Annotated in this window: 9 protein-coding genes; 7 read left to right on the top strand and 2 right to left on the bottom strand. The window is 63.2% G+C overall.

What is annotated here, in order from left to right; genetic code table 11:
- The first annotated feature begins 11 nt into the window (after positions 1-11).
- The 5 genes from ACEWE8_RS03245 to ACEWE8_RS03225 all read left to right on the top strand — a co-directional run bounded on the left by ACEWE8_RS03245 (position 12) and on the right by ACEWE8_RS03225 (position 11332).
- Positions 12-1304, top strand: coding sequence for an MdtA/MuxA family multidrug efflux RND transporter periplasmic adaptor subunit (locus ACEWE8_RS03245; RefSeq protein ID WP_046786088.1), 1293 nt, complete (start codon positions 12-14; stop codon positions 1302-1304).
- Positions 1301-4399 carry an MdtB/MuxB family multidrug efflux RND transporter permease subunit gene (locus ACEWE8_RS03240; RefSeq protein ID WP_046786089.1) on the top strand — a complete coding sequence of 1033 codons (3099 nt, stop codon included), beginning with the start codon at positions 1301-1303 and terminating at the stop codon, positions 4397-4399. The genes ACEWE8_RS03245 and ACEWE8_RS03240 overlap by 4 nt, the downstream gene beginning before the upstream one ends.
- Positions 4396-7503 carry an efflux RND transporter permease subunit gene (locus ACEWE8_RS03235; RefSeq protein ID WP_046786090.1) on the top strand — a complete coding sequence of 1036 codons (3108 nt, stop codon included), beginning with the start codon at positions 4396-4398 and terminating at the stop codon, positions 7501-7503. Before ACEWE8_RS03240 ends, ACEWE8_RS03235 begins: the two co-directional genes overlap by 4 nt.
- On the top strand, positions 7500-8987 hold the full coding sequence (locus ACEWE8_RS03230; protein WP_119687091.1) for an efflux transporter outer membrane subunit: 1488 nt from the start codon (positions 7500-7502) through the stop codon (positions 8985-8987). The genes ACEWE8_RS03235 and ACEWE8_RS03230 overlap by 4 nt, the downstream gene beginning before the upstream one ends.
- 257 nt (positions 8988-9244) lie before the next feature.
- Positions 9245-11332: a bifunctional diguanylate cyclase/phosphodiesterase gene (locus tag ACEWE8_RS03225; protein WP_046786091.1), complete on the top strand. Its 2088-nt coding sequence runs from the start codon at positions 9245-9247 to the stop codon at positions 11330-11332.
- Here the strand turns inward: ACEWE8_RS03225 and ACEWE8_RS03220 are convergent.
- A complete protein-coding gene (locus ACEWE8_RS03220) occupies positions 11329-11589 on the bottom strand; it encodes a DUF1652 domain-containing protein (RefSeq protein ID WP_012314647.1) in 261 nt (86 codons plus the stop codon). The two genes, ACEWE8_RS03225 and ACEWE8_RS03220, sit on opposite strands and share 4 nt — an antisense overlap.
- Before the next feature lie 295 nt (positions 11590-11884).
- Here ACEWE8_RS03220 and ACEWE8_RS03215 point away from each other — a divergent pair, with 295 nt between their 5' ends.
- Both ACEWE8_RS03215 and xerC read left to right on the top strand, forming a co-directional pair.
- On the top strand, positions 11885-13114 hold the full coding sequence (locus ACEWE8_RS03215) for a pyridoxal phosphate-dependent aminotransferase (protein WP_046786092.1): 1230 nt from the start codon (positions 11885-11887) through the stop codon (positions 13112-13114).
- A 127-nt stretch (positions 13115-13241) separates the two neighbouring features.
- The gene (gene xerC, locus ACEWE8_RS03210) at positions 13242-14156 is read left to right on the top strand and encodes a tyrosine recombinase XerC (RefSeq protein ID WP_046786093.1); all 915 of its coding nucleotides are present in this window, start codon (positions 13242-13244) and stop codon (positions 14154-14156) included.
- Positions 14157-14252: 96 nt separating this feature from the next.
- On the opposite strand, the gene ACEWE8_RS03205 is transcribed toward xerC, so the two are convergent.
- Positions 14253-15443, bottom strand: coding sequence for a type II secretion system F family protein (locus ACEWE8_RS03205; protein ID WP_046786094.1), 1191 nt, complete (start codon positions 15441-15443; stop codon positions 14253-14255).
- Positions 15444-15454: the final 11 nt, after the last annotated feature.

Raw genomic sequence — 15454 nt, 5'->3', positions numbered from 1 at the left:
TCGTTCAACCCATGCGAGTTTCCGTCTCCCGATCCCCTCGTCGCTGGCTCGTTGGCCTGCTGATCCTGCTGCTGGTGGCCCTGCTGGCCTGGTGGTTGTGGCCCGCTGCAACGCCTGCCCCAAAAGAAGCGGGCGGGGGGCGCCCGGGCAAGGGCATGGGCATCGGTATGGGCCGTCCCGGCTTCGGCGGCTCCACCGAAGCGGTGCCAGTGCGTGTGGAACCTGCACGGGTGGGCGACTTTCCGCTCTACTACAAGGCGCTTGGCACGGTTACTGCGACCAATACCGTCAACGTGCGTAGCCGTGTTGCCGGTGAGCTGGTGAAAATCCACTTCAAGGAGGGCCAGCAGGTCAAGGCTGGCGACTTGCTCGCCGAGATCGACCCGCGCGCCTACCGCATCGCGCTGCAGCAGGCCGAAGGCACGCTGGCGCAAAACCGGGCGCAGCTCAAGAACGCTCAAGTCGACCTGGCGCGCTATAAAGGCCTGTACGCCGAAGACAGCATCGCCAAACAGACGCTCGATACCTCCGAAGCCCAGGTGGCGCAGTTCCAGGGGCTGGTGAAAACCAACCAGGCTCAGGTTAATGATGCCCGCCTGAACCTTGATTTCACCCAGATCCGCGCGCCGATCAGTGGCCGGGTGGGCCTGCGTCAGCTCGACCTGGGCAACCTGGTGGCGGCCAATGACACTACCGCCCTGGTGGTCATCACCCAGACCGAACCGATCAGCGTTGCCTTCACCTTGCCGGAAACCGAGCTGACTACCGTGCTGGAACGTTACCGCAGCGGTGCCAGCCTGGCGGTCGAGGCCTGGGACCGCGGCGACAGCAAGCTGCAGTCCACTGGCGTGCTGGCCAGCATCGACAACCAGATAGACATCACCACCGGTACCCTGAAGTTCAAAGGCCGCTTCGAGAACAAGGACATGGCCCTGTTCCCCAACCAGTTCGTCAACGTGCGCCTGTTGGCCGACACCCTCAAGCAGGTCGTCATGGCACCGGCGGCGGCCATTCAGTTCGGCAACGACGGCACCTTCGCCTATGTCGTCACTGCCGACAACACGGTCAATGTGCGCAAGCTCAAGGTGGGCCCCAGTGACGGTGAGAACAGTGTGATCCTCGAAGGCCTCAAGGCCGGTGACCGCCTGGTGCTCGAAGGCACCGACCGCCTGCGCGAAGGTTCCAAGGTCGAAGTGGTCGAAGACAGCTCGCAAGTGCCGGCCACCCCCGGCCAGCACCTGCAGGGGCAGGACGGCAAAGGCTCGGCCCAGACCGGTGAAACGGCAGGCAAGGCGGGCGCATGAACCTGTCGCGCCTGTTCATCCTTCGCCCGGTCGCCACCACGCTGAGCATGCTGGCCATCGTGCTGGCCGGCCTGATCGCGTACAAGCTGCTGCCGGTTTCGGCCTTGCCGCAGGTCGATTACCCGACCATCAGGGTCATGACCCTGTATCCGGGCGCCAGCCCGCAGGTGATGACCAGCGCCGTGACCGCGCCGCTCGAGCGCCAGTTCGGCCAGATGCCGGGCCTGACCCAGATGGCATCGACCAGTTCTGGCGGTGCCTCGGTGCTGACCCTGCGCTTCAGCCTGGACATGAACATGGACGTTGCCGAGCAGCAGGTACAGGCCGCGATCAACGCCGCCAGCAACCTGCTGCCCAGCGACCTGCCGGCACCACCTGTGTACAACAAGGTCAACCCTGCCGATACCCCGGTGTTGACCCTGGCCATTTCCAGCAAAACCATGCCGCTGCCCAAGCTCAACGACCTGGTCGACACCCGCGTGGCGCAGAAGCTCGCGCAGATCGGCGGCGTGGGCATGGTCAGCATCGCCGGTGGCCAGCGCCAGGCTGTACGCATCAAGGTCAACGTCGATGCGTTGGCCGCCAATGGTCTGAACCTCGATGACGTGCGTACCCTGGTTGGCGCCTCCAACGTCAACCAGCCCAAGGGCAACTTCGATGGCCCGACCCGGGTGTCGATGCTCGATGCCAATGACCAGCTGCGTTCCCCCGAGGAGTACGCCAACCTGATCCTGGCGTACAACAACGGTGCGCCGCTGCGCCTGAAGGACGTCGCCGAAATCGTCGACGGAGCCGAGAACGAACGCCTCGCTGCCTGGGCCAACCAGAACCAGGCGGTACTGCTGAACATCCAGCGTCAGCCCGGTGCCAATGTCATCGAGGTGGTCGACCGCATCAAGGACCTGCTGCCGTCGATCACCGACAACCTGCCCGCCGGCCTCGAGGTGTCGGTGCTGACCGACCGCACCCAGACCATCCGCGCCGCGGTCAAGGATGTGCAGCACGAACTGCTGATCGCCATCGTCCTGGTGGTGATGGTGACCTTCGTCTTCCTGCGCCGCATCAGTGCCACCATCATCCCGTCGATTGCCGTGCCGCTGTCGCTGATCGGCACCTTCGGCGTGATGTACCTGGCCGGCTTCTCGATCAACAACCTGACTTTGATGGCCCTGACCATCGCCACCGGTTTTGTGGTCGATGACGCCATCGTCATGCTGGAGAACATCTCGCGGCACATCGAGGAGGGCGAAACGCCCATGCAGGCTGCGCTCAAGGGCGCGCGGCAGATCGGTTTCACCCTGATCTCCCTGACCTTCTCGCTGATTGCCGTGCTCATCCCGCTGCTGTTCATGGCCGATGTGGTGGGCCGGCTGTTCCGCGAATTCGCCATCACGCTGGCGGTGGCTATCCTGATTTCCCTGGTGGTCTCGCTGACCCTGACACCCATGATGTGCGCACGCCTGCTCAAGCGTGAACCCAAAGAAGAAGAGCAAGGCCGTTTTTACCGAGCCAGTGGTGCCTGGATCGACTGGCTGATCGATTACTACGGCCGTGGCCTGCAATGGGTGCTCCGGCACCAGCCGCTGACCTTGCTGGTGGCGGTCGCCAGCCTGGCACTGACCGTTTTCCTGTACATGGTGGTGCCCAAGGGCTTCTTCCCGGTGCAGGACACCGGGGTGATCCAGGGTATCTCCGAAGCCCCGCAGTCCACCTCGTTCGCCGCCATGAGCGAACGCCAGCAGTCGCTGAGCACGATCATCCTGCAGGATCCGGCCGTGCAGAGCCTGTCGTCCTACATCGGCGTGGACGGTGACAATGCCACGCTCAACAGTGGCCGTCTGCTGATCAACCTCAAACCCCACGGCGAGCGCGACGTGACGGCCGGCGAGGTGATCAGCCGCTTGCAGCCTCAGCTCGACAAGCTGGTCGGCATCCGCCTGTTCATGCAGCCGGTGCAAGACCTGAGCATCGAGGATCGGGTCAGCCGCACGCAGTACCAGTTCAGCCTGTCCTCGCCCGACGCCGACCTGCTCGCGCAGTGGAGCGGCAAGCTGGTCAATGCGCTGCAACAGCGGCCAGAACTGCAGGATGTGGCCAGCGACCTGCAGGACAAGGGGCTGCAGGTGTACCTGGTGATCGACCGTGACGTGGCCAGCCGCCTGGGCATCGATGTGTCGCAAATCACCAACGCCCTGTATGACGCCTTCGGCCAGCGGCAGATCTCGACCATCTATACCCAGGCCAGCCAGTACCGGGTGGTGCTGCAGTCGCGCGATGCAGCAAGCATCGGCCCACAGGCGCTGGAGTCGATCCACGTCAAGGCCAGTGACGGTGGTCAGGTACGCCTGTCGGCACTGGCGCGCATCGAGCAGCGTCAGGCGCAGCTGGCGATTTCACACATCGGCCAGTTCCCCGCGGTGATGATGTCGTTCAACCTGGCGCATGGTGCGTCGCTGGGCGAAGCGGTCAAGGTGATCGAGCAGGTCCAGCAGGAAATCGGCATGCCCATCGGCGTGCAGACCCGCTTCCAGGGCGCTGCCGAGGCCTTCCAGGCGTCCCTGTCGAGCACCTTGCTGCTGATCCTTGCCGCCGTGGTGACCATGTACATCGTGCTCGGCGTGCTGTACGAGAGCTACATTCACCCGATCACCATCCTCTCGACCTTGCCGTCGGCGGCGGTCGGTGCCTTGCTGGCGTTGATCCTCAGCGGCAACGACCTGGGCATGATCGCCATCATTGGCATCATTCTGCTCATCGGCATCGTCAAGAAGAACGCGATCATGATGATCGACTTCGCCCTCGAGGCCGAGCGCAACCAAGGCATGAGTCCGCACGACGCGATCTACCAGGCGGCGCTGCTGCGCTTCCGGCCGATCCTGATGACCACCCTGGCTGCGCTGTTCGGCGCAGTACCGTTGATGCTGGCGACAGGTTCCGGTGCCGAGTTGCGCCAGCCGCTGGGGCTGGTCATGGTCGGCGGCTTGCTGGTAAGCCAGGTGCTGACCCTGTTCACAACGCCGGTCATCTACCTGTACTTCGACCGCTTGGCACGGCGCTGGCGCCCAGCCGCTGACACCACGCAGGCCGAGGCATGAACCTGTCCGGCCCTTTCATTCGCCGGCCTGTGGCGACCATGCTGCTGAGCCTGGCAATCATGCTGCTTGGTGGCGTCAGCTTCGGCCTGCTGCCGGTTTCGCCGTTGCCGCAGATGGACTTCCCGGTGATCGTGGTTCAAGCCAACCTGGCTGGCGCCAGCCCCGAGGTGATGGCCTCCACGGTAGCCACGCCGCTGGAACGTAAGCTTGGCAGTATCGCCGGTGTCACCACCCTGACCAGTAGCTCCAACCAGGGCTCGACCCGGGTAATCATCGGTTTCGAGCAAGGCCGGGACATCGACGGCGCCGCGCGTGAGGTGCAGGCGGCGATCAACGCCACCCGCAACCTGCTGCCCAGCGGCATGCGCAGCATGCCGACCTACAAGAAACTCAACCCGTCACAGGCGCCGATCATGGTGCTGTCGTTGACCTCTGATGTGCTGCAGAAAGGCCAGTTGTACGATCTGGCTGACACCATCCTGTCGCAGAGCCTGGCTCAGGTAAGTGGGGTAGGGGAAGTGCAGATCGGCGGCAGTTCGCTGCCGGCTGTGCGCATTTCCGTCGAGCCGCAACTGCTCAACCAGTACAGCCTGTCCCTGGACGAAGTGCGCACTGCGGTGGCCAACGCCAACCAGCGCCGGCCGATGGGTTTCGTCGAGGACAGTGAGCGCAACTGGCAGGTACGGGCCAACGACCAGCTGGAAAAAGCCAAGGATTACGAACCGATCGTGATCCGGCAGCAGAACGGTACGATACTGCGCCTGTCCGACGTGGCGACCATCACAGACAGCGTCGAGAACCGCTACAACAGCGGCTTTTTCAACGATCAGAGTGCCGTGCTGCTGGTGGTCAACCGTCAGATCGGCGCCAACATCATCGAGACCGTCGACCAGATCCACGCGCAGTTGCCGGCCCTGCAGTCGCTGCTGCCGGCCAGCGTGCAACTGAACGTGGCCATGGACCGTTCGCCGGTCATCAAGGCCACCCTCAAGGAAGCCGAGCACACGCTGCTGATCGCCGTGGTGCTGGTGATCCTCGTGGTCTACCTGTTCCTCGGCAGCCTGCGCGCCTCGTTGATCCCCAGCCTGGCGGTACCGGTATCGCTGGTGGGGACCTTCGCGGTGATGTACCTGTGCGGTTTTTCGCTGAACAACCTGTCGCTGATGGCGTTGATCCTGGCTACAGGCCTGGTGGTGGACGATGCCATCGTGGTGCTGGAAAACATTTCGCGGCATATCGAGGACGGCCAGCCGCCGATGCGTGCGGCGTTCCTCGGCGCCAAGGAAGTCGGCTTCACCTTGCTGTCGATGAACGTCTCGCTGGTAGCGGTGTTCGTTTCGATCCTGTTCATGGGCGGCATCGTGCGCAACCTGTTCCAGGAGTTCTCGATTACCCTGGCGGCGGCGATCATCGTCTCGCTGGTGGTTTCGCTGACCCTCACCCCGATGCTCTGTGCCCGTTGGCTCAAGCCCCACCGCGCCGAACAGACGCGCCTGCAGCGCTGGAGCGACAATGTGCACAAGCGCATGGTCCAAGGTTACGATCGCAGCCTGAGTTGGGCCCTTCGCCACAAGCGCCTGACCTTGATCAGCCTGTTGGCGACCATCGGCCTGAACATCGTGCTGTATGTGGTCGTGCCGAAAACGCTGATCCCGCAGCAGGACACCGGCCAGCTGATGGGCTTCATCCGCGGTGACGACGGGCTGTCGTTCACCGTGATGCAGCCGAAGATGGAAATCTACCGCCGTGCCTTGCTGGCCGACCCGGCCGTGCAGAGTGTTGCCGGTTTCATTGGTGGCAACAGTGGTACCAACAACGCCATGGTGCTGGTGCGCCTGAAGCCGATCAGCGAGCGCAAGATCGATGCGCAGCAGGTCATCGAGCGTTTGCGCAAGGAAATGCCCAAGGTCCCTGGCGGACGGCTGTTCCTGATGGCTGACCAGGACCTGCAGCTGGGCGGCGGTGGCCGTGACCAGACCTCGTCGCAGTACCTGTACACCCTGCAGAGCGGCGATCTGGCAGCGTTGCGCCAGTGGTTCCCCAAGGTGGTCGCAGCCATGCGCGCGCTGCCCGAGCTGACCGCCATCGATGCTCGCGACGGCTCCGGTACCCAGCAGGTGACACTGGTAGTCGATCGCGACCAGGCCAAGCGCCTGGGTATCGACATGGACATGGTCACCACCGTTCTGAACAACGCTTACAGTCAACGGCAGATCTCGACCATCTACGACAGCCTCAACCAGTACCAGGTGGTGCTGGAAATCAACCCGAAATACGCCTGGGACCCAAGCAGCCTGGAGCAGGTGCAGGTGATCACCAGTGACGGGGCGCGTGTGCCCTTGTCGACCATCGCCCATTACGAGAACAGCCTGGCAAACGACCGGGTCAGCCATGAGGGCCAGTTCGCTGCCGAAGACATCGCCTTCGACGTTGCCGAAGGCTACAGCCCCGACCAGGCCATGGCGGCGGTGGAGCGGGCGGTGGCCAAGCTGGGCCTGCCCGAGGAGGTGATTGCCAAGCTGGGCGGCACGGCAGACGCCTTCGCCAAGACCCAGCAGGGCCAGCCGTTCATGATTCTTGGCGCGTTGGTGCTGGTGTATCTGGTGCTGGGCATACTGTATGAAAGCTACATTCACCCGCTGACCATCCTCTCGACCTTGCCTTCGGCTGGCGTCGGTGCCTTGCTTGCGCTCTACGTCACCGGGGGCGAATTCAGCCTGATATCCCTGCTGGGCCTGTTCCTGCTGATTGGCGTGGTGAAAAAGAACGCCATCCTGATGATCGACCTGGCGCTGCAACTGGAGCGCCATCAGGGGCTGACGCCGGAAGAGTCGATCCGCCGTGCCTGCCTGCTGCGCCTGCGGCCGATCCTGATGACCACGCTGGCGGCCATGCTCGGCGCCTTGCCACTGCTGCTCAGCCGCGCCGAGGGTGCGGAAATGCGCCAACCGCTGGGCCTGACCATCATTGGCGGCCTGGTCTTCAGCCAAGTCCTGACCCTGTATACGACGCCGGTGGTGTACCTGTACCTCGACCGCCTGCGCCACCGATTCAACCATTGGCGCGGCGTGCGCACCGATGCTGCTCTGGATACCCCGCTATGAATTTTGCCCAGTCCCCACTCCACCGCGCCCTGCAACTGCTGACCCGCGGGCGTGGCTCACGCCTGGTCGGTGCCGGTCTGTGTGCGGCGCTGCTAAGCGCCTGTACCCTGAGCCCGGACTACCATCGCCCGGAGCTGAGCACACCGGCGCAGTTCAAACAGGCCGAGGGCTGGACCCAGGCCAACCCGTCCGATGCCATCGCCCGTGGCGCCTGGTGGGAAATCTATGGTGACGCGGGGCTCAACGCTCTGGTCGAGGAGCTCAACCGCAGCAATCAGAGTGTGGCGCAGGCCGAAGCCCAGTACCGCCAGGCCCAAGCGCTGGTGCGCAGTAGCCGTGCGTCGTTGTTCCCAAGCCTGGACCTGACCACCAGCAAGAACCGCTCGGCCCAGGGCACAGGCAGTTCGAGCTCCAGCCTTTCCAACAACAGCAGCGGTATTCGCAACACTTACAACGCGCAGCTTGGGGTGAGCTGGGAAATCGACCTGTGGGGCAAGTTGCGCGAGACCATGAACGCCAACGAGGCCAGTGCTCAAGCGAGCTTCGCCGACCTCGCCGCGATCCGCCTCAGCCAGCAGTCTGAGCTGGTGCAGAATTACCTGCAGTTGCGCGTTATCGATGAGCAGAAGCGCCTGCTGGAAGCCACCGTCGCGACGTATGAACGTTCGTTGCGCATGACCGAGAACCAGTACCGTGCAGGCGTCTCCGGCCCCGACGCAGTGGCCCAGGCACGTACCCAGCTCAAGACTACCCAAGCCGACCTGATAGATCTGGTCTGGCAGCGTGCACAGTTCGAAAACGCCATTGCCGTGCTACTGGGCAAGGCACCCGCCGAGTTTGCCCTCGCCGACAGCAAAAGCATCCCGGCCTTGCCGCAGATTCCGGTAAGCCTGCCGTCGCAATTGCTGGAGCGCCGCCCGGACATCGCTTCGGCCGAGCGCAACGTGATGGCGGCCAACGCCAACATCGGCGTGGCACGGGCCGCCTATTTCCCTGACTTGAGCCTGAGCATGAGCGGTGGTTATTCCAGCAGTACCTTCAATGACTGGATTCAGTTGCCCAATCGTTACTGGTCGGTAGGGCCGCAACTGGCGCTGACACTCTTCGATGCCGGCAAGCGCAGCGCCGAGGTTGACCGCACTGTCGCGGTATACGACCAGACCGTGGCGCAGTACCGCCAGACCGTGCTCGACGGCTTCAAGGAGGTCGAGAATTACCTGGTGCAACTCAAGGTTTACGGCGAAGAGGCGCTCGTGCGCCAGGAAGCTCTGGATGCCGCGCGTGAGTCGTTGCGCCTGACCGACAACCAGTACAGGGCCGGGCTGATCGGCTATCTGGACGTGGTCAATGTACAGACCACGGCGCTGAGCAATGAGCGCAGTGTGTTGAACCTGTTACAGGGGCGTCTGGTGGCCAGTGTGCAGCTGATCGCTGCGTTGGGCGGCGGCTGGGATGCCGGGCAAGCGTTTGCCAGTCAGGAGTGAAGGCGCGGTCTAGTGTCGAAAAACTGCCCGCTCAGGCATGAGCCAACACCTTTTTTCACCTGCCCTTCAGGCGCGACAAAAGCCGACCAATGGCAATTTGATGTCAGTGGTTCGCCGGGGGGCTCTATCGCGGGGCTGGTGGACTCTCGCAGATAATTACAGATCCATTTGAGCGCTCAGAAATCCCGTGCGTTTCGCCAAAGCTTGAGTACAATCGTCGGCTTTTTCGGGCCCCTGTCCCGTCGCTGGAACTCTCAATGCTGACCGGTAGTTACTCTGCTTCGCTGGTGCTGATTTCACTGTGCGTGGCCATCCTAGCCTCCTATACCGCCCTCGACCTGACCGGCCGCATCGCTACCGCCCAGGGCAGGGCGGTGCACCTGTGGATGGGCGGTGGGGCGCTGGCGATGGGTACCGGCGTCTGGTCGATGCACTTCATCGGCATGCTCGCCTTCAGCCTGCCGGTCGAACTGGGCTATGACATTGGCCTGACCGCCTTCTCATTACTGATCGCCGTGCTGTCTTCGGGGTTTGCCCTATGGCTGGTTAGCCAACCGAGCCTGCCGTGGCTGCAACTGGTGTTTGGCGCGCTCTTCATGGGTGCTGGCATCAGTTGCATGCATTACACCGGCATGGCGGCGTTGCGTATGCTGCCGGGCATTGACTACGACCCAACGCTGTTCGGTGCCTCGTTGGCGATCGCGGTGGGCGCTTCGGCGGCAGCGTTGTGGATAGCCTTCCGGCTGCGTCAGCATACCCCTTACGTTCGCCAGATCCGCGGACTGGCGGCTGTGCTGATGGGCGTCGCCATCGTCGGCATGCACTACACCGGCATGGCCGCAGCCAACTTCCCCCAAGGCAGTTTCTGCGGCGCGCTGCCAGGCGGGTTGCAAGGTGACGGGCTGGTCTATCTGGTTCTGATCACTACCCTGGCGGTGCTCGCAGTGGCCTTGCTGACCTCGGTGCTCGATGCGCGCCTGGAGGCACGCACTGCGGAGCTTGCGCGTTCGCTGACCCTCGCCAACCAGGAACTCACCCAGCTGGCGCTGCATGACACGCTGACCGGCCTGCCCAACCGCACGCTGCTTTCTGACCGTATCGAACAGGCGATCGGCAAGGTGGCGGAGCAGGGCGGCTGTTTTGCGCTGATGTTCATCGACCTGGACGGCTTCAAACCGGTCAATGATGCGTTTGGTCACCATGTGGGCGACCTGCTGCTCAAGGCAGTGGCAACACGCTTGCGCGGCCACTTGCACAGCCAGGACACATTGGCGCGCATTGGCGGTGATGAGTTTGTGTTGCTGGTGGAACTGCAGGAGCCCGCGGATGCCATGGATGTGGCAGCCAAACAGGTCAACCTGGTGTCGCGGGCGTTCCGCGTGGCCGAGCATGACCTGCAATTGACGGCGAGCCTGGGGATTGTCCTGTATCCGGGTAATGGCCAAGACCAGCTGGAGTTGCTGCGCAACGCGGATGCTGCCATGTATCACGCCAAGAGCGCCGGCAAGAATGGCTACAGCTTCTTCGATGCTTCCATGAACAGCAACGCCCGCCAGCAGCTGCAGCTGCTGCAGGACCTGCGCATGGCCCTGGAGCAACGCCAGTTCCGCCTGCATTACCAGCCCAAGTTCGCCGCGCAGGCTTGCCAGCCGATCGGCGCCGAGGCCTTGTTGCGCTGGCAGCATCCGCAGCACGGGCTGCTGCTGCCGGACCGCTTCATTGGCCTGGCGGAAAAAACCGGCCTGATCATCCCGATTGGCGAATGGGTGCTGGACGAGGCCTGCCGGCAGATGCGCCAGTGGCTTGATCAGGGGTATGAAAACTGGCGCATGGCGGTCAACTTGTCCGCGATCCAGTTCTGCCATGCCGGCCTGGTTGACAGCGTTGCCCGCGCCCTGCGCGAGAACGGTTTGCCGGCCAACCGCCTGACGCTGGAAATCACCGAAACGACGGCAATGCACGATGCCGATGCCAGCCTGGCAGTCTTGCAGCGCCTGTCCGATATGGGCGTGGACCTGTCCATCGATGACTTTGGCACCGGCTACTCGAGCCTGATGTACCTCAAGCGCTTACCCGCCAATGAGCTTAAGATCGACCGAGGTTTCGTCCGTGACCTGGAGCAGGACAGCGACGATGCAGCCATTGTTTCGGCCATCGTTGCATTGGGCCAGGCGTTGGGCTTGCGTATTGTTGCCGAGGGCGTGGAGACCGGCGGGCAGCAGGATTTCCTGACCCGTCTGGGCTGTGATTCGCTACAGGGTTACCTACTGGGCCAGCCGGTACCGGCCGAGCAGTTCATGGGGACATTGCAGGTATTGCGCAAAAGCCCCGAGGCGGTCGCCTAGCCGGCGTCACGCAGGGCGAGAACCGGTACGAAAGCATCCATTTCAGCTTCTACCGCCTCAATGATACGTTCGACATCGGCTGCCGCCATTATCGCAGTGCAGGGGATGCCAGCGATCGCCAGCAAGGTTTCGCCCGTGGCACGGTCGAACAGGCGGGCGATCATGCTGCGTGGCGCATCCATGGTGGCCTCGAAGCCCAGCGGGTGGAAGTGCCAGCGCATCACCTGGCAGGCGTTGGGGAACGTCATCTTGTTCATGCCAGCCTCCTTGTCCGTACCCGGACGCGGTGAACGGGGCGCCGCGAGCGCGGCCGTCGGGAAACTAAAGATAGCATCCGTCAGGCTGCTGTTCTGCCGAAAAAACGATAAATGCACCTACGCTTGACCCCGGTCACAAACATGGCACCTTCGCCGTTTGGCGGCAAATGGCCAAGCAAACGTTTTCGTTGGCGGGTGTTGCCAGAGCTGCAGAAGGGTTCTGCTATTTTTAACCTCATTCGGCGCACAGCGTTTTCAGACCAGCGGTGCGAGTTGGGCAGACAGGGAGACAGTCATGCGCTATTCCACGCTCACCCAACGCATTGCCGGTGATGGCGCTGCTGCCTGGGATATCCACTACCAGGCACAGGCCCTGCGTCGCGAAGGGCGCGAAATCTTCCTGCTGTCGGTGGGCGATCCTGACTTCGATACGCCAACGGCCATTGTCGAAGCTGCGGTCTTGAGCCTTCGCCGCGGCGACACCCACTACAGTGATGTGCGTGGCAACCTTGCGCTGCGCCAGGCGATTGCACGCCGTAGTGGCCCTGGGGTAAGTGTCGAGCAGGTGATGGTGCTCGCTGGTGCACAGTGTGCGTTGTATGCCGTCTGCCAATGCCTGTTTGGAGCGGGGGACGAAGTGATCGTCGCCGAGCCCATGTATGTCACTTACCACGCTGTATTCGGCGCTTGCGGGGCGCAACCGGTACAGGTGGCGGTAAGCCCGGAGCAGGGCTTTCGGCTCGACCCGCAGGCCGTGGCGCAAGCAATAACCCCGCGTACCCGAGGGCTGCTGCTGAACACACCGCACAATCCGACCGGCAGCGCCATCTCCCCTGAGGACATGGTGCAACTCGCGCAGCTTTGTCGCGACCATGATCTTTGGCTGGTGTGCGACCAGGTCTACAGTGGCCTGCTGTACGACGGCCAAGCGGTTGCCCCGGCGCAACTGCCCGGCATGCGCGAGCGTTGCGTGATCATCGACAGTGTGTCCAAGTCGCATGCGATGAGCGGCTGGCGCGTGGGGTGGGTGGTCGGCCCCCCGGCGCTGATCGCGCACTTGGCCAATCTGGCAATGGCCATGCTGTTTGGCTTGCCGGAGTTTGTCATGCAGGGGGCCTGCGTAGCGCTGGAGCAGAACCTGCTTGCGGTACAACAGATGCGCGAGGCTTATCGTCAGCGGCGTGATCTGGTGTGCTGGGCCCTGCGCGATTGCCCCGGGGTGCGCCCTCACCGGCCGGCGGGCGGCATGTTCGTGATGCTTGATATCCGCGAAACCGGGCTGAGCGCCCAGGCTTTCGCCCAGCGGCTGTTGATTGAGGAGGGCGTTTCACTGCTGCCGGGCGATGCATTCGGGCCCAGTGCAACGGGACATGTGCGCATGGGGCTAGTGCTTGCGGCCGAACAGCTGGAAGAAGTGTGCTGCCGCATCGCTGCCTGCGCCAGGCGTGTACTGGCCGAGCAGGCCGCCAGGGATATCGAAGGTGAAGCCGAGGATTGCCGAGTTGGACACGAGGCCTACCAGTGATAGCCTATGTGCCCCCATTTCAGCTCATGTCAGTGGCCAAGATCCCTGATCTTCAAGGCAATGACGCAGGCCGCTTTACGCCTGGAGGGCCCGATGGCGCTCCGGGCTTCGCTACAGGATTCACGTTTTGTCCGACCTTTCGCAAAATCCGCTGCTGCAGTACCTCGCCAGGCTGGCGCCTTCCAGCCAGCAAACCATGCGCTACATCTTGCAGGACGCTGCCGACCGGCTGGGTTTCATTGATTGCAACCTCGCCGATGTGCCATGGCACAAGCTTGAGCCGGGACATGTGATCGGCCTGGTTGCAGCACTGCGCACCGATGGCTATGCGCCCAACAGTTCGTCGCTTTATGTCAACGCAATACGCGGCGTGATGAATGAAGCCTGGCGCCAGGGCCTGATCGATCATGAGCAGTTGCTGCGTATTCGTGAGGTCAAGCCGGCAACCGGCAGCCGCCTGCCGCCAGGGCGCAACCTGCGCCGTAGCCTGATTCGCGAATTGATGGATGTGTGCACCGCCGACCCGCGCCCGCAGGGTGTTCGTGATGCGGCGATCATCGCGCTGCTGTATGGCACCGGCATGCGCAAATCGGAGTCGGTGGACATCGACCTGGAGCAAGTCGACTTCCAGGCGCGCAGCCTGCAGGTGCTGGGCAAAGGCAACCGGCAACTGATCAAGTATGCCCCGCCCTGGGCCTTCGAAAAACTGCAGGCCTGGCTTGATCTGCGACGGCAGTCGCTGCCAGAGGGCGCCTCGGACGACCCCTTCCTGTTCAACCGCATCCGCCGTGGCAACCACATTACCCGTGCGCGCATCACCAAGCATGCGATCTACTACATCGCCCGTCAGCGCGGGGCGCAGGTGGGGGTGAAGATCATGCCGCATGATTTTCGCCGGGCGTTCATCACCCGGGTGATCGAAGAGCACGACCTGTCGATCGCGCAGAAGCTGGCGCATCACGCCAACATCCAGACCACTGCCAGCTACGATCGGCGCGATGACAATGAGCGGCGGCGGGCGGTGGACCGGTTCGACTATTGAGCGAGCGGGCTCACCCATCAGGCCAGCACCGTATCAGATGGCACCAGCCTCGCCGTTGATCGTCGGCAAGCCGGCCGTCAACGCGGTCGGTGACGGCTAGTGGATACTCGACGCCAGCTCGAAGATCGGCATGTACATCAGAATGACGATCACTCCGATCAGCAACCCGATGAAGGTCATCAGCAGCGGTTCAAACAGCTTCACGAACCACTCTACCCAGCGCCCTATTTCCTGGTCATGAAAGTCTGCGCAGCGTTCAAGCATCTCGCCCAGGTTCCCCGATTGCTCACCCGCCCGCAGCAAGCGCAGCGACACGGGTGTCACCAACTGCCCGGCTTCCAGCGCTTGCGACAACGGTAGGCCTTCACCCACCCCGCGACTGGCCTGCTCCAGGCCTTGTGCCGCAGCGCTTCCCAGCAGCCCGCGGGCCATGCCCATGGCCGTCAGGATGGGTATGCCGCCTTGCAGCAGAATGCCCAGCGAGCGGTAGAAACGCGCCAGCTCATACATCATCAGGCGCTGATGCAAGGCTGGCATTCGCCGTATCTGGCGCGACACCCAACGCCGCAGAACGGGGTTACGCCGCAGCAGCACCAAGGCGCCGATGCCGCCTGCCGTTGCCAGGGCCAGGGGCAACTGTTGAGCATGCAGGAACAGGCCGATCTGCATCAGCATGCGCGAAAGCCAGGGCAGTTCGCTGCCCATGCCCTCGAACACCAGGCTGAAGCGTGGCACTACGTAGCCGAGCAGGAACAGCACGACGCCACCGCCCACCAGTAGCAGTAGCAGCGGGTAGACCGAAGCCCCCACCAGTTTTTGCCGGACCAGGTCCAAGCGCTGCCGGTATCCGATATAGCGGTGCAGGGCGTCGCCCAGCGCCCCGGTACGCTCGCTGGACTGCACCAGGGCCACGTATAGCGGCGGGAATATCCGCGGCTGCTGTGCCAGGGCCTGGGACAGCGAGCGGCCTTCGTACAACTGGCCAACCAGCGCCGCCAGCACTTTACGGGTTGCCGCGGTCGGGGCTTTTTCCGCAAGGCTTTCCAGCGCATCGATCAAGGGTAGGCCGGCGTGCAGCAGCGTGGTCAGTTCCTGACTGAAGAGCAACAGGTCAAAGGCGACCTGGCGTCGCCAGGGCACACCGACCAGAGTGCCGCCTTGGCTGCGTACGCTGACGACACGCAGGCCCTGGTCTTCCACTTTGCGCCGAGCCTGTTCGGCATCCTCGGCATCGATGTGCAATTGAACCACGCCCTCTCTACCCAGGGCCTTGAGGCTGTAGCGCATGGCCTTGCTCC

Source organism: Pseudomonas sp. TR47 (genome assembly GCF_044143025.1).
In the GTDB taxonomy this organism is placed as follows: Bacteria; Pseudomonadota; Gammaproteobacteria; order Pseudomonadales; family Pseudomonadaceae; genus Aquipseudomonas; species Aquipseudomonas putida_E.
This window is presented reverse-complemented; position numbering and strand designations above follow the sequence as displayed.

Excerpts from the sequence above, each read along its gene's own strand:
- ACEWE8_RS03220 (WP_012314647.1), bottom strand. The coding sequence starts at position 11,589 with ATGAACAAGATGACGTTCCCCAACGCCTGCCAGGTGATGCGCTGGCAC.
- ACEWE8_RS03230 (WP_119687091.1), top strand. The coding sequence starts at position 7,500 with ATGAATTTTGCCCAGTCCCCACTCCACCGCGCCCTGCAACTGCTGACC.
- ACEWE8_RS03225 (WP_046786091.1), top strand. The coding sequence starts at position 9,245 with ATGCTGACCGGTAGTTACTCTGCTTCGCTGGTGCTGATTTCACTGTGC.
- ACEWE8_RS03205 (WP_046786094.1), bottom strand. The coding sequence starts at position 15,443 with ATGCGCTACAGCCTCAAGGCCCTGGGTAGAGAGGGCGTGGTTCAATTG.
- ACEWE8_RS03215 (WP_046786092.1), top strand. The coding sequence starts at position 11,885 with ATGCGCTATTCCACGCTCACCCAACGCATTGCCGGTGATGGCGCTGCT.
- ACEWE8_RS03240 (WP_046786089.1), top strand. The coding sequence starts at position 1,301 with ATGAACCTGTCGCGCCTGTTCATCCTTCGCCCGGTCGCCACCACGCTG.
- ACEWE8_RS03245 (WP_046786088.1), top strand. The coding sequence starts at position 12 with ATGCGAGTTTCCGTCTCCCGATCCCCTCGTCGCTGGCTCGTTGGCCTG.
- ACEWE8_RS03235 (WP_046786090.1), top strand. The coding sequence starts at position 4,396 with ATGAACCTGTCCGGCCCTTTCATTCGCCGGCCTGTGGCGACCATGCTG.